Source organism: Enterobacter chuandaensis, from assembly GCF_003594915.1.
Taxonomy (GTDB): Bacteria; Pseudomonadota; Gammaproteobacteria; order Enterobacterales; family Enterobacteriaceae; genus Enterobacter; species Enterobacter chuandaensis.
In genome coordinates, this window is the sequence record NZ_QZCS01000005.1 from 89,428 (window position 1) to 103,729 (window position 14,302).

The window sequence follows — 14,302 nt, forward strand, 5'->3', positions numbered from 1 at the left end:
AATCCATGCTGGCCCTTTGGCTGGCTTTTTTGTTATTTAAGCCACTGGCCTGACTGTTCGACTAAAACATGGCTGCCTTTACTGACAACCAATTTCACGGGTGCATACGTCACGGTATAAGCGATCTCGCCATTCTTGTACGTTGAGCCGATTATTTTACCTGCGGAGTCGCGCAACGTTTTTCCCATTAAGGAGATCGTACTGTTATCGCTTTTGCGCACGCCGAGATAAACCATCTGGTCACATTCGCTCTCGAAATGGCCGCACTTGTTTATAAGAGAAATAACGAACTTTTCGGTGTCTAGTTTTCTGGATTCAGCGTGTTGAACCGAAGCGGCTTTACGTAACGTATATCGCAGCGGAGCATAGTAATTTCCTTTTTGAGGAGGAGTAACTAAACGCCATTCCATTTCACGCCCCTTTATTTCCAGAACAGCCCGTCCACCTACGCCGCCAAACGATGAGTTGAACTCAACGCTGGCACGATTGCCTGCGATCGTACCGCTAAGATTACGCTCATCATCTTCCGGGCAATCAATGCGGTTTCCTTTCTGGGAAATATAGCAATAAGAACCGGTGATACGGTTGTCTGATTCAGCTAACCGCAGGGTTAACGTCGAGTCGTTCTCGGATTCGCCAACCCAGTCCCCGTCAAACGCGAGTTTTGATTGGCCGAACGTTGCAAAATGCATCGTATTGAATCTGACGGCCCATTGCTGAATATCGGCATGAATAACCGGGCTATTCTCTGAAGACTGGTAATGAATAACGTCCGACGTCGGAACCACCCAGGCTGAAAAGATTTTGCCGTCAGGATTGATGACCATCGCGGATGCATTCTCCTGATAGAGATCTTTTAGCCAGCCTTCAACAAACAATCCGCCGCCTGTGGTGGTATGCGGTTCACCGAAGACATCAAAGTTATCAATAAAGGTCTGGTAATGATTTCCCAGCGTTTTCCTGAGATTGTCTGTCACTTCGCTGTCGTTAACAATGTGACTGACCGTGTCGAGCTTGTTGTATTGGGATAATTCAAGCGCTATTGACGTTTCAACGCCCCCTGTCAATAAAGCGGTGAACAATACAACTGCCATATATTTCTTGGTCATAAATTACTCTGAAGAGCCATTTTTGTAATTCATGGTTATTTTCAAAACGTTGCCGTCTTTCATCTCAAACGAGAGCGCTTTTTTACCCAACTCGTAGGTAATCCACTGTTCCCCCGAATCATTGTCTACCTGACCGGTACCGTATGCGCTATTCAGTTCCTCTCTCGTTGAACCCACATGGACACCACGCGGCGTTGCGAAGTCTTCGGCAGTCAGCGTAATTTGAGACACGATATAATCATCAACGCTTCTTTCCGCTTTATCCCACCAGAGATTGGAACTGAATATAGCTAACCCAGCCCTTTGATGCTGGAAGAATTTATAATTAGTTCCGTCAAAAGTAACCTCACCGGTAAAACGGCCTTCCATCGGTACGTCAATTTTACGGGCAATATCATGAGTCCATCTGTCGCCCAGGGCGATGGACTGGTCTTTGACCTTCACGGAAAAATCCTGTTTTGTCAGAACGAGCGGCATAGCTTCTGCCAAAACCACATTGCTACTCAGACAACTAAACATCATGGAAAAACAAAGAAATATGGGCGTGTATTTTTTCACGTTAATCGTCACTGACTTGATGTAAATTACGCTTATCGCGGATGCTGCAAACCGGCAGCGAAATACCCGTACCGGCAGGAAAACACAACACCTATTAACGATCGTAACGTGACATAACGACTCGATTTAGGCATTCCTGGTTCATTACAGGAAAACTAAATGCCCATGCCAGCCCACGCTCATCAGTGGCGGTTCGATATCCCACAGATTGCCCTGCGGTATTTCCGCGAGGAATATTAGATACCTTAACATCTGGGAAATGCACTTTGACCTGGTCGAGCGTAATGCAAGGCTGTTCGATTACAAACGAGACAAGTGAAACGCTATTATCTCCGTTCCCCCATAAACGAACATCTACATCGCTGATGCGTGTTCCATCAGATAATGTGAATGGAACTGACGTATAACGGTCTTTAGCTTCTGGATTTTTTGGGACCAGTGGTTGATGGAAAAGTTTACTGACATCCTCGGCCTGTTTTCCCCAGACTGTTTTGAGTTCTTTAACAATATGCCATAAAGAATCTTGGTTCATGTTTGTTTGTCCTGCGTAAGAAAAAGTTGAAAATAGTGGGAGCAAAAAGAGGATGGTATTTTTTGTCATTCTACTTACCATAGAAACCCCCGTAATAATCGCTGTAATTGAGATCGGTACCAGAAGCTATTTCGCCTTTACCGTAGACTTTACCTATAGCTTTTGCAGCGTCAACCCGCGACAGCTCTCCACTTACCATTTTATCATAGGCTGCATTGTAAGCTTTGAGATTTTCCGGGCTTCCTGCTATATCAATATCAATACCGCCATTTCCCAAAATTTCACGCTGTATTTTGATATTATTCAAGGTTGCACCGCCTTCATCCATAAGCTGGCTGTTAACGAAGTTTTCTTTACTAGAATAGTCCGCTGCAACAGGATATGTTGCATGCCCTGCTTCATGAGCCAGTGTTTGTACTGTATTGGCTGTGTCTTCCATGTGTTCGGGATCCATAACGATCAGTTTATTATCCGAATCAGTATAACTTCCCCCACCAGTCGCTCCTGGTTGAATCGCCCATCCCTTGTCTTTCAAATCTTTTAACTGAGTTTGAAGGGTAGGCGACTTATTGATTTCTTTTACAACATCGTCATTGAAAGGCATAACATCTGAGCTATTCGGATTATTTTTGTAAACATAATTCCCTTTCAAAGGCGGGGCTGTTGTTGACGCCGAAGCTGGAGCAGGTTTCGATTGGCCTGCTGCTGGAGCCGCAGCGGGGGCAGGACGACTAGCGCTCTCTTGCGGCGAAAACTTCGCCTGCACCGCCGCATCAATATCTCCTTTATGCCCCGACCCTGGAGCCGTTGTGCCCGGCTTTGTGCCAGAGGTATTCAGATGCAGCTTACCGCCAGTGGTGATATGTCCATCCCCTTCCACAAAGAAATTAAACTCTTTGCCGATCAGGTTAATCTTGCCGTTAGCGTTCAGCTCAATCGCGCTTTCACCTGAGACCAGCCGCAGCTTCGTCCCGGAAGCAATGACATACTGCTCCACCGCCGCATCCAGTTTGCCTTTCCCCGTCAGGATCTCGGTTCCGCCTTTCACCGCCTGAGTTTGGTTCGCTTCCACGCGATGCAGTTCGTTTTTCTTCACATAATGGCTGCGCGCTCCGCCGACGCTGTGCGTTTCATCATTTTTAACGCTGGTGTCCATGTTGCGTTCGGCCTGGATCCACACCTGCTCCGCGCCCGCCTTGTCCTCAAAGCGCAGGGCGTTGGCGTTATCCACGGAGCCCCCCTTAGAACGGCTCATAAAGCCCATCTGCGTCGCCGCGGCCGGAAGCGCCCACGGCGGCATGCTCGCGTCGTTGTACACGCGCCCGGTTATAATCGGACGGTCCGGGTCACCGTTGATAAAGTCCACCACCACCTCATCGCCGACGCGCGGGATCTGCACCCCGCCGTAGCCCTGGCCCGCCCACGCGCTCGACACGCGCACCCAGCAGGAGCTGGTGTCATCCCCCTTCGCCAGCCGGTCCCAGTGGAATTTCACCTTCACCCGGCCATATTTGTCCGTCCAGATACTCTCGCCCTTCGGCCCCACCACTTTTGCAGTCTGCGGGCCGTAGGTGCGCGGCCACGCCGTGCTCTGCGCCGGACGGTACACCACCGCTGACGGGATGACCGTGAAATCAGTGCGGTGAATGGTCTCCCCCTCGCCGCTCGCGTAGCGGTTCTCTTCGAAGTGGTAGCCCGCCGCCGTCACCAGATATTCGCCGTTGTCGCTGAAGAACGGCGCGTTGGTTAACGTGAAGGTGTGCCCCGGCGCTATTCCCGCCGCCGTGGCGGTGGCCTGAATCTGCTGGTGCTCAACCTGCCAGCGCTCCTGACGGATACGGGCATAGAACTCCCCGTGACCTTTGTCCACAAAGCGTCCCGGCCAGTCGTACACGTCGATGCTCCCCGGCTTCGGCGACGCCGGGTTCTGCTGGGCCTGGAACAGCCACGCGTTCGGCTTGCGGAAGTCATAGTCGTCGAGGCTGTAAATCCCCGGCGTCACGCTGTCCTCCAGCGCCCACTGGCTGATGCCCTCTTCGTCCGTACTGCCGCCGGACGGCGTCTGGTGGTAGGGAATGACCTCATAGCCGCTGAACGGCTGATGCTGCGTGGCGGCGTCGGTGAGCACCAGGGTGTGTTTGCCCGCCTCGTGGCTGAAGTGATACGCAATCCCCTCCAGCTCCATCAGGCGGCTGATGAAGTCCAGGCTCGACTCCTGATACTGCACGCAGTAGTCCCACACCCGGTAGCTGCCGGTGAGTTTATCCTCAACGTTAACCTGATGCTCGCCCAGCAGGGTTTTCACAATCTGCGGCACCGTCTGCCCCTGGAAAATACGCAGGTTGCGGTCGCGCTTCATCGGCCACAGGTCCGGCTCAACCGTCAGCTGGTACACCGCATAGCGCGTGCCCGTCAGCTCAACGGCACTGACCGCCACGCGGGTAATCTTGCCGTTAATGTACCGGGAGGTCAGCAGGTTCTGCGTCGGGATGGTCACCGTGACCGGCTGGCCAAGCAGCTTACTGCGGTCAATGCGCGCGTCCGTGCCGAGCACGGTCAGCGTCAGCGCGAACGACTCGGACATCGCCTCGCGGCCCGTCAGTTTCCAGAACAGAAGCCCCTCCACCGGGAGCTGAACGGTAATTCGGTTGAGCATAATCTTTATTCCATCTGGCTTATGCGATTCAGAAAAGAGGTTCACATCTGTGACTGAGCGTAATTCTACGGATTCACCAGCCAGGTACCCGGCTTGGTGATTTCCAGCGTCTGGCTGCGCGTTCTCCCGTTGCCCTGCAGTTCAATCTTCGTCTCACCGGCTGGCAGCTTGAGCGAGGCATAGCCGTTGGTTGCCGGACGCAGCGCTTTTGGCTCGCCGTTCACTTTCAGGGTTTCGCCGTCGAGAATGCGGATATAGACCAGCGCAACAGGGCTCTCGACAGGCGGTGGCGTCTGTTGCGCCGTCGCCTGCTCGCTCGCCTTCGCCGCTTGTGGCTTCACGTCCGGCGTGTTCGCAGCGGTTTCAGTCGGACGCGTCTCTGACGGGGTCTGTGCAGCCTGCTCAGGCGTATCATTGCCGCCGCTGAACAGCATCGCGCCGGCGACAACGCCAACCAGCACGCCCGCGGCAACCATGCCCGGGATCTTGTAGCGACGCCAGTCGAGTACCGAAGCCGGTTTCTCTTCCTCAACCGGAACAAGCATGGTGCCGGTCTTTTTAGCGGTCAGCACGTCGTTGATCCCGGCGACAGGCATCTCAATCAGCGCGGCGAATTCGTCGATAGACTGCGGACGGTCCTCCATGTGCAGCGCCAGCGCGCGGTCGATGGCCTGCAGCAGCGGGATGGAGTAGCCCTGCGGCATGATTTCCACCAGCGGTTTGCAGGTGTCCTGAATGGAGCGCACCACGCTGACCGGCGGCGGAGAGCCCACAATCAGGGTACGCAGCACCGCGCCGAGGGCGTAAATATCCGTCCACGGGCCCTGCTCGCTCTCGTTGTCGTCGGTGTACTGCTCAATCGGCGCAAAGCCCGGGCGCAGCATGGTTTCCGTTTCGTCGGAGAGGTTACCGATGGTACGGCGCGCGGAGCCGAAATCGAGCAGTACCGGCAGGCCGTTATCCTGAATCTGAATGTTATCCAGCGAGATATCGCGGTGCAGGTAGCCTTCGTCGTGGATGGTCTTGATCGCGCCGAACAGCATCGGCAGCGTGCGGCGGATCCAGGCTTCGTTGATCAGCTCCGGTTTTTCTTCGCGCAGGCGCGAAAGCGTAGTGCCACTGTAAAACAGCGTCCCCATGTAGGCCGTGTCGTTTTGCACCCAGAAACGCAGGACGTGCAGCAGGTTCGGGTGGTTAAAACGCGCCAGCAGACGCGCTTCCTGAATGAAGCTGTTCAGGCCCGCGGAAAACGCTTTGCTAAAACGCTCGCTGCGCAGCACGAGGGTCATGTCGTCGCCGCGCACGGCAAGGGAGGAAGGCATAAATTCTTTGATAGCGATAGTGCGTTCGAGCTGGTGATCCCACGCGCGATAGACAATGCCAAAACCGCCGCCGCCGATCACCTCTTTGATTTCAAACTCGTTGAAGCGGTACCCGACCGGGAGCGCGTTTGGGACAGTCCGATTGTTATCATTATCCGTCATCTTTTACAGTTCTCTTGATGATTATTACGCGGCAAACTGACAGTGAAACTCGCCCTGCTTGCAGGTGACGTGCAGACGTCGGTACTGCTCGTCGCTGCGGCTGGCGGTAAGTAAGATCTGGCTCATCTGAGGCAGCAGGGTGTTGGTCAGAATAGCGTCCACCATGCGGCCGCCGGACTCCACCTCGGTGCAGCGCTGAACAATCTGTTCCACCACGCTGTCGTCAAACTCAGAAATGATGCTGTGATTCTCTTCCAGACGACGCTGAATGCGCTTAAGCTGCAGGCGAACTATCAGCCCGAGCATCTCGTCGCTGAGCGGGTAGTACGGGACGACCAGCAGACGGCCCAGCAGCGCTGGCGGGAATACCTCCAGCAGCGGCTGGCGCAGCGCGCCGCTTAAGGCCTCCGGCTCCGGCATCAGATCCGGATCGGCGCACATGGCGCTTATCAGCTCGGTGCCGACGTTGGAGGTCAGAATAATAATAGTGTTACGGAAATCAATGTGACGCCCCTCGCCGTCCTCCATCCAGCCTTTGTCGAAGACCTGGAAGAAGATCTCATGTACGTCCGGGTGCGCTTTTTCAATTTCGTCCAGCAGCACCACGCTGTACGGGCGGCGGCGCACGGCCTCAGTTAACACGCCGCCTTCACCATACCCTACGTACCCCGGAGGCGCACCTTTTAAGGTGGAAACGGTGTGCGCTTCCTGGAACTCGCTCATGTTGATGGTGATAACGTTCTGCTCGCCGCCGTACAGGGATTCCGCGAGCGCCAGCGCGGTTTCGGTTTTCCCGACGCCGGACGGGCCGCAGAGCATAAAGACGCCCACCGGTTTGTTGGGGTCGTCGAGCTTCGCCCGGGAGGTTTTCACGCGACGGGCAATCAGGTCCAGCCCGTGACGCTGGCCGATGACGCGCTGGTTGAGCGTGTCGGCAAGGTTCAGCACCGCGTCGATCTCGTTTTTCACCATCCGGCCCAGCGGGATCCCGGTCCAGTCAGAGACGACCGCGGCGACCACGTTTTCATCTACCGCCGCAAACAGCAGTGGCTCGTCACCCTGTAAGGCGTTCAGCGCCTGCTGCTGCTCCGCCAGCTGACCGCGCAGCTCGGCGGTATCGTCATCCCCTGCCGCAAACAGCGCGGCGCGCAGGCGGATGATCTCCTGCACCAGGCTGCGCTCTTCTTCCCAGCGCCGGGACAGGGCTTCGCGTTTTGTTTCATACGCGTCGCGTTCGGCGCGTAATGTCGCTACGCGCTCTGCGTCACCGGCTCCGACGCGGGCTTCGCGTTCAGCAATTTCAATTTCCACGTCCAGCGCGGCAAGATGGCGCAGGCAGTCTTCCAGCTGCGCCGGCGGCGCGCTCTGGCTGACGGCCACGCGGGCGCAGGCGGTGTCGAGCAGCGCAACGGCTTTGTCCGGCAGCTGACGCGCCGGGATGTAGCGATGCGAAAGCTTCACCGCCGCGCTGACCGCTTCGTCGAGTAGCAGGACCTGGTGGTGCGTCTCCAGCGGCGACACGGTGCTGCGCAGCATCAGAATGGCTTTTGCTTCGTCCGGCTCGTGAACCTGTACGGTCTGGAAACGACGTGTCAGCGCCGGGTCTTTCTCAATATACTTTTTATATTCTGCCCAGGTGGTGGCCCCGATGGTGCGCAGCTGGCCGCGCGCCAGCGCGGGCTTCAGCAGGTTTGCCGCATCGCCGGTCCCCTGCTGGCCGCCTGCGCCAATCAGAGTGTGGATTTCATCGATAAACAGAATAATCGGCGTGGCGCTGGACTGGACTTCATTAATGAGCGCCTGCAGCCGGGCTTCAAACTCGCCTTTCATACCTGCGCCAGCCTGCAGCATGCCGATATCCAGCAGCCACAGCTGGATGTTTTGCAGCGGCTCCGGCACGTCGCCGTCGGCGATACGCAGCGCCAGCCCTTCCACCACCGCCGTTTTCCCGACTCCGGCTTCCCCGGTCAGCAGCGGGTTGTTCTGACGGCGACGCATGAGGATATCGACCATCAGGCGGATCTCCTCGTCGCGCCCGACAACCGGGTCAATCTTCCCGTCGCGGGCGCGGGCGGTCAGGTCCTGGCCGTACTGAGCCAGCGTCCCCTGCGCCGCCGGTACCGCACCCGCTGGCGCGTCGACGGCGGCAGCGGCCTGCTGCGTCTCTTTGCTGTTGGCGCAAATTGCATCGAACTGCTCAATCAGCACCTCGACGTTAAGACGGGTGAACTGCGCCGAGATGCTTTTCAGCACGTTAGCCAGATTCCAGGTTTTGAGAATGCCGATCAGCAAATGGCCACCGCGAATGCGGCTGACGCCAAACTTCAGCGAGCCGAAAACCCAGGCGCGCTCCACGGCGCTGTCGATATGTTCGGAGAGATCGGAAACGGAACTCGCCCCGCGCGGCAGCGCATCCAGCGCGGCCACGATATCGCGCGTCAGCTGCTGTTCATCAAGGCCAAAGTGGCGGATGACCTGCTGCAGATCGCCATCCTGCTGCTGCATCAGCTGATGCAGCCAGTGCACCAGCTCAACGTAGGGGTTGCCGCGCAGCTTGCAGAAGGCAGTCGCGCTTTCCAGAGAGGTAAATAACAGCGTATCCAGTTTGCCGAAAAGCACGGCACGGCTAATTTCTGACATGTTCGGTTCCGTTGATAACAATGCGTTAGAAAAATTTATCGCTCTGCGCGATACACCAGATCGCCACGCGGGACAGGCTGCGGCTGAAGGCCCAGCCAGGTGTTGTAGCCTAAACGCCCGGTGCCGCCGAGCGTGGCGCCCTGCACCGCGTCTTCACGCAGGATCACCCGTGTTTCCCATTCAAATTCAATTCCAACGTACTGGCGCACCCAGTCGCGCAGCTCGGTGACCCACGCTTCGCCCGGCAGAAAGCGGTTGTACTCCTCCGCGCCCAGCGGGCCAATTTCGATGCGAAACTTATGCTGCACGTCGCGGACGGCGACGCCGAGAAAAGCGGATTCCCCCATGCGCGGCATGCGGCGTCCTGCTCCCAGCTGCGCCTGCTCGCGCGTGGAGAGGGGCATCCACTGCGGCACGTTGCTCACCAGCTTAACCGGCGCTTTAAAATAGCGGCGCAGGATCTTCTCCAGCCCCTCCGGATCCCGCCCGTGGCGGGTCAGGTGCCCGGCGTGGGTAAAGCGGGCATGGGCGCTCAGGCTGCCTTTGTTCATCTGGCCCGGCTGCCCCATGCCAATCAGCGACGACAGGTAGCCTTCAAAGCGCCTGTTGTCGGCGCGATCGAGGGAAACGGCGGGCTGCGCGTCCGCCCAGGCGCGGTAGAACAGCAGCGCCAGACGATGATGGAACAGATCGGCAAACGCGCTGAGGCTGGTGTCCTGGTGATGATGAATCCGCTCGCGGGCGTACTCGGTCATGTGTACCGGCAGCGGGCCGTTCGGGCCAAACAGACCGAAGCTGAGGATAGACACCTCGTGCAGCCCGCCTTCCTCACGCTGTCGTACCTCGGCCAGCGTCGACGGCGCAAAGCTCATCGACGGCTGCTGGCCAATGCGCAGCGGCTCAAATTTCGGCAGCGGCGCGCGCCCCAGCGGGTAGCGCTCGCCGCCCTGGGCATCGATGCGCCTTAACAGCTGAAACAGATCGTAGCGCCAGGGCGTCTCACGGACCCCGTGCCAGAACGCATCCGGCAGCTTCGTCAGGCGATGCACACGCAGCGGTGCGGTGGTGGCGTCACTCATACCAGCGCCCTTTTACCCATGCGCGGCGCCCAGTAGCCAATCTCGCCGCGCTGCTGGCTCTTCAGGGTGAACTCGGTGAAGCTGTTGATGGAGACCAGCCGGGCAAAGAGGCGCTCCAGTACGCTGCCGAAAAGCCAGGGGCTGGCACCGGAAAACGCCCGTTCGTCTACGGTCAGGGTGATGCCAATTCCTCGGGCGAAAACGACCGGGCCGGGCTCGGGCACGCGGCGGTGAACCGGCTCCAGTACGCAGTGGCGAACCCCCTCCACCTGCCGCGCAACCGGCGTTTCGGCCAGGTTGGCGTACAGCCCTAACAGCTGGCGCAGCGCCGCCGCGCCTTCTTCATTCTCGCTGTCCATCAGGCTGAGGTAGTTCATTTGCAGTTGGCTGATGAGCCGCCAGGTGCTGAACCCTTCCGCCAGCGCCGGACGCGGCGGCGTCGGGCCTTTGCGCAGGGTCAGGGATTTCACCGGCATGGAGTCGGCCATAATGAACTGCCCAAGCTCCTGCTGCAGCATCAGCGGCAGGTCGCGGCTGGTGCAGAGCACCTCGGCAGAGATATAGCGCAGGTTTTCCTGCCACGGCGCATGCTGCTCATCCACCAGCGAGACAAACACCTCCGAGCCGATATAACCGGTACGGGTGCCGTAGCGCAGGGCGTGCTCAGAGAGCACGCGCTGTTCCCGGCGCAGGGAAAAATAGGCCCCGTAGTTGCCCGCGTCGCCGCTCCAGGTGCTCCAGAAGGGACGAAACGTCTGGTCGTCGCGCTGGCCATCGGCGCTGCCGAAGATTTTTTTGACCGCGTAAATTTCATAGTCCAGCGGACGGATGTTATCCACCACCAGATGGTATTCATGCTGGCCATCGTTCAGCTTCTGCCGGGCCGCCACTTTCGGGAACAGGTTGATGACCGGCGTACAGTGCAGCGCCAGATGGCTGGCATCGACCACGCGCTCCAGCTGTTCATCCGACTTATCGAGCAGAATGAAAATGTCGAAGGCTTTTTCGTTTTCGCAACGCTGGATAAGCGTACTCAGACCGCTCAGGCTGATAAAGCGGAAACGGGCCGGAAATGCAAAATACTCCTGCAGCAGACGGTAGCCGTCAAAGTTGCGCAGATCGTCCGGGAGCAGCGCCTGGTCCGGGGCAAAGCCCTCCTGACGCAGCGCATCCGTTGCCAGCAGCTGTCGCTGCGGCTGCGGGCTGACCGTCTGGCAGACGATCCCGGCGTGGTGCTCCATGACCAGCTCCAGCAGCTTCAGCGCCTCAATGTCCGGGCCGCTGAGGAAAAACTCCAGCCGATCAAAATTCAGGTGCCCAAGGTTTTGCGGGCCATCGCAGGCAATGCGGATCCGCAAGGCGCTGTTGATCCCCTGCTGGCCTAAGCCGAGCTGCGCCAGCGGCAGGTCAGCGGGCACGCCGCCGAGCTCCACTTTATCGATTTTCAGCGGCAGCAGATTGACCTCGTGCGCCGTGGTGTAGCTGCAGGTTACGCCGGTTTTTTTCAGCGCCAGGCTGTCCATCATGGTGCCGCGCGGCACAATAAAGCCGTTGCTCAGATCGCCGCGGCTGCTGTCGGGTTCAATTTCCGCAATCGCCATCGAGGGCGTGGGCGCGAGGTAGTTTGGCGCGATCATCTCCAGAAGACGCTGGGAGAAGCGCGGGAACTCCGCGTCCATTTTCATCTGCACGCGGGAGGTCAGAAACGCGAAACCTTCCATCAGGCGTTCGGTGTACGGGTCCGCCACTTCGATGCCGCGCATGCCCAGCCGTCCGGCAACTTTCGGGTAGCGTTCGGCAAATTCGGCCCCCATTTCGCGCAGGTAGGCCAGTTCACGGTTGTAATATTCGAGCAGTTTACTTTCCATGATTACCCCGCATCTTTCAGTTCAAAATGGCCGTTTTCCAGATCGACATCGGTGCGAAACAGAAACTCCAGCGGGTACGGCACACACCATAAGCGCCCTTTGATCTCGATGGAGAGCACGTTGTGCAGATCCAGCGAGGAGGTATCCGACACGCAGCGGACCTGCAGCCCCTGCGGCAAAATGCGCGGTTCGAAATTGATGATGGCCTCGGTGAGCTTGCGCTGAATGTCGTGCCATTCGATATCCGACATTCTCTTCCCGGCGAGCGGCGCGACGCCGAAGTTGACCACCGAGCGGCTCACGTGCGGCAAGGCGCTCAAATCCCCGGACGCATCATGGTTGATGGTGTTAAACAGCCACTGCAGATCGCGCAGTACGTTACGACGCAGCGCAGCGTGGGTGATCAGGTTGCTGTTCGCCGGCTCGCGCTTTTTTTCCGGGTCGTTATCGGTGAGGCGATCGAGCAGCGAGGGCTGCATTTTGTCGCGCGCCCCCACCTTCTCCTGCCTGCTGCGGGCTTGCCAGCCGCTGCGCAGCAGATCGCCTTCGCCAGCGGGATTACTCATCGGCTCCATCCGTCGCAAACGTCACGAGGCTTAAGGAGAGCAGCGGGCTTTCGCTTTGCTCGCTGAGCCAGGCTTTCTGGCCCGTACCTTCGTAAAGGGTGCCGTCCTCGTCGAGCGGCTGCCATTCGGTGGTGCGGCCCAGTTTGACTGCATCAGTGGCATCGGCAGCAAACGGGTAGCGCGCCGGGATCTGACACACCTGCTCCGTACCGTCGGTCAGGCGCACCAGCGCGTGACGCCAGACCAGATCGGTGACGCTGGCCGGTGCCTGGAAGCGAACCTCGGCGATAGCGTTAAACGGCAGCCAGAAATAGCGGCCGTTCACAATGGTTTCGCACACCGGTCCGAGACGGGCATCGCCGTCCATCAGCCAGTCAAACGCCTGAGCTTCATCGTTTTCGTGGATGATGTGACCCGGGGTGGCCTGCGCCTGGTCAAGCGCTTCAAGGCGCAGCGACCGGGCACGCTCGCCCTCCTCGCTCAGCGCCGCGGCCAGCGTAGTCAGCCAGGGCCACTGGGTTTCAGGCATAGCCGGACGCGCCTGCCCCGCCATCACCTGCGCGCGCTGCAGCTCGCCCTGAATGGATTGCTCCAGCAGCGTGACGGTTGGCTTCGCCTGTGGCTTTAGCGCCAGCCAGCTTTTCAGTTGGGTCAGGGCACGGGTCCAGTTGCCGCTGAGGGTTAAAAACTGCACGAACGCGGCGCGGAGGTCGGCATCTGCCGGACGGGCTTTGATCTCCGCTTCAAGGCGCGCCAGCGCGTCGTTGAGCGTTTCACCCGCCAGGTGTTGATAGAGCGTATTCATAGCCATTCCTTAATTCGCCGCGCGCCATGCGCCCACTGCCGGATCGCGCAGCTGAGGGCGCAGGGTATCAATCAGAACGATATTCAAATGAGTGCCGGGTGCGACCCAGGCGCTCCAGGTCTTTTTCACCGCCGCAATACGCGCCTGCAGTTTTGCATCGTCGCTGGCGGTCTCGCGGGAAATTTCTACCGCTACGGTGCCGTTGCTCTTCCAGCTGTTCAGGGTGTTATCGTAAGGCAGGATCATCCAGCTCTGATCGCTGTTTGGGGTGCTGAATACCATGCGCTCTTTGTTGACGGAGGTGATCAGCGCGTTTTCCGGGTCGGCGCTTTGATTCAGCCCCATCACCGGGAAGCCGTGGATATAGGTCACCGCCATCTCTTTCTGTCCGCCGTTGCGGGACTGGGAGATAACGGTGTGACCGCTCAGCCAGCTGCCGTTACCGCAGCGGGTGGTGTCAGAATCCGGAATAAAGAGCGCCGGAGCAGACGCGCCGCCTTCCCAGAAGGTGCGCAGGTGGCAGCCATCCTGAAGGGTAAATTCCTGCCACGGCGTGCGGTCAGCGGCGACGGTTTGCGATGCGACATTCTGATCCGGTGGCAGTAATGCGCCGCTGGCGGTAGTCGTGTCGAGGGCTGGCGCAGCCTGCTGCTGTTTCACCACCAGCGCCCACTCCTGCGCTTTGGCTGCCGTGCCCTGCGCCAGCGTCATTCCCGCCGGATCGTTAAGCGTCCAGCTGAGCTTATTCACTTTGCTGCACTGGTGTTCCAGCAGCGAGCCAAGACGCGGCACAAAGTTTTCCAGCACGGAGACATCTTTCTTGCCGTTCGCCACAATGCGCAGCGCCACTTCTGGCTTACACCAGCTTTGCGGCGTGTTGTCTTTGATGTTGTCGATCCAGATATCCAGCTTCTGTGCAGGAGACTGCACGATACGGAAATTCTCAGCCTGCGCGGTGGAGGTGACCGCCAGAAGTGCCAAACCCGATAGCCAAAGTTTCATATC

11 protein-coding genes are annotated in these 14,302 nt (G+C 58.3%); all 11 read right to left on the minus strand.

What is annotated here, in order from left to right:
* Positions 1-32: 32 nt before the first annotated feature.
* Positions 33-1,109: an Ivy family c-type lysozyme inhibitor gene (locus tag D5066_RS09995; RefSeq protein ID WP_119915847.1), complete on the minus strand. Its 1,077-nt coding sequence runs from the start codon at positions 1,107-1,109 to the stop codon at positions 33-35.
* A gap of 3 nt (positions 1,110-1,112) precedes the next feature.
* Complete coding sequence (locus D5066_RS10000) at positions 1,113-1,667, minus strand: hypothetical protein (protein ID WP_244288138.1); 555 nt, start codon at positions 1,665-1,667, stop codon at positions 1,113-1,115.
* Between the two features lie 94 nt (positions 1,668-1,761).
* Positions 1,762-2,268 carry a hypothetical protein gene (locus D5066_RS10005; RefSeq protein WP_244288139.1) on the minus strand — a complete coding sequence of 169 codons (507 nt, stop codon included), beginning with the start codon at positions 2,266-2,268 and terminating at the stop codon, positions 1,762-1,764.
* A 1-nt stretch (position 2,269) separates the two neighbouring features.
* Positions 2,270-4,855, minus strand: coding sequence for a type VI secretion system Vgr family protein (locus D5066_RS10010; RefSeq protein ID WP_119915850.1), 2,586 nt, complete (start codon positions 4,853-4,855; stop codon positions 2,270-2,272).
* Positions 4,856-4,920: 65 nt separating this feature from the next.
* Positions 4,921-6,339, minus strand: coding sequence for a serine/threonine protein kinase (locus D5066_RS10015; RefSeq protein WP_119915851.1), 1,419 nt, complete (start codon positions 6,337-6,339; stop codon positions 4,921-4,923).
* A gap of 24 nt (positions 6,340-6,363) precedes the next feature.
* Complete coding sequence (gene tssH / locus D5066_RS10020; RefSeq protein ID WP_119915852.1) at positions 6,364-8,979, minus strand: type VI secretion system ATPase TssH; 2,616 nt, start codon at positions 8,977-8,979, stop codon at positions 6,364-6,366.
* A 35-nt stretch (positions 8,980-9,014) separates the two neighbouring features.
* Positions 9,015-10,058 (minus strand): type VI secretion system baseplate subunit TssG, encoded by a 1,044-nt coding sequence (gene tssG, locus D5066_RS10025; RefSeq protein WP_119915853.1) that lies wholly within the window; start codon positions 10,056-10,058, stop codon positions 9,015-9,017.
* The gene (tssF, locus tag D5066_RS10030; RefSeq protein WP_119915854.1) at positions 10,055-11,926 is read right to left on the minus strand and encodes a type VI secretion system baseplate subunit TssF; all 1,872 of its coding nucleotides are present in this window, start codon (positions 11,924-11,926) and stop codon (positions 10,055-10,057) included. Before tssF ends, tssG begins: the two co-directional genes overlap by 4 nt.
* A gap of 2 nt (positions 11,927-11,928) precedes the next feature.
* A complete protein-coding gene (tssE, locus tag D5066_RS10035) occupies positions 11,929-12,492 on the minus strand; it encodes a type VI secretion system baseplate subunit TssE (protein WP_028013485.1) in 564 nt (187 codons plus the stop codon).
* Positions 12,485-13,297 carry a type VI secretion system accessory protein TagJ gene (locus D5066_RS10040; protein ID WP_080329388.1) on the minus strand — a complete coding sequence of 271 codons (813 nt, stop codon included), beginning with the start codon at positions 13,295-13,297 and terminating at the stop codon, positions 12,485-12,487. The genes tssE and D5066_RS10040 overlap by 8 nt, the downstream gene beginning before the upstream one ends.
* A 9-nt stretch (positions 13,298-13,306) precedes the next feature.
* Entirely contained in the window at positions 13,307-14,299 is a 993-nt protein-coding gene (locus D5066_RS10045) for a hypothetical protein (protein ID WP_119915855.1), read from the minus strand.
* Positions 14,300-14,302 lie beyond the last annotated feature (3 nt).